Here is a 276-nt window from a genome sequence, read left to right as displayed (position 1 = left end):
GCTGATGCCTAGAAATGAGGAACCTACCTCCAGGGTACCACCATCGAGATATACATTTCTTGTTCCGACTCTGGATACTTCTGTTTTTACAGTGCCTTCCGCTATTGTCCAGTTTCCGGAGTACTTGCTTAAGTCGCAGTTTTTGCTGAGTAACAAAGTTCCGCCTTTAGTTTTGGTCAGGTTTCCTGTCCCGGATATCGTTCCACCGAGTGTTAAAACTGATGAAGCGTAAGCCCCTACCATAATTTGGGAATTCTGCTCCACGACTATATCTGA

Annotated in this window: 1 protein-coding gene; it reads right to left on the bottom strand. The window is 45.3% G+C overall.

The genetic code is table 11. From position 1 onward, the window contains the following. On the bottom strand, nucleotides 1-276 hold a 276-nt coding region (locus E1163_RS29985; RefSeq protein WP_185155853.1), incomplete at both ends, for a hypothetical protein.

This window comes from Fulvivirga kasyanovii (assembly GCF_009711405.1).
GTDB lineage: Bacteria > Bacteroidota > Bacteroidia > Cytophagales > Cyclobacteriaceae > Fulvivirga > Fulvivirga kasyanovii.
Note: the sequence above shows the minus strand (reverse complement) of the source record. Positions and strands in the feature narration are given on the sequence as shown.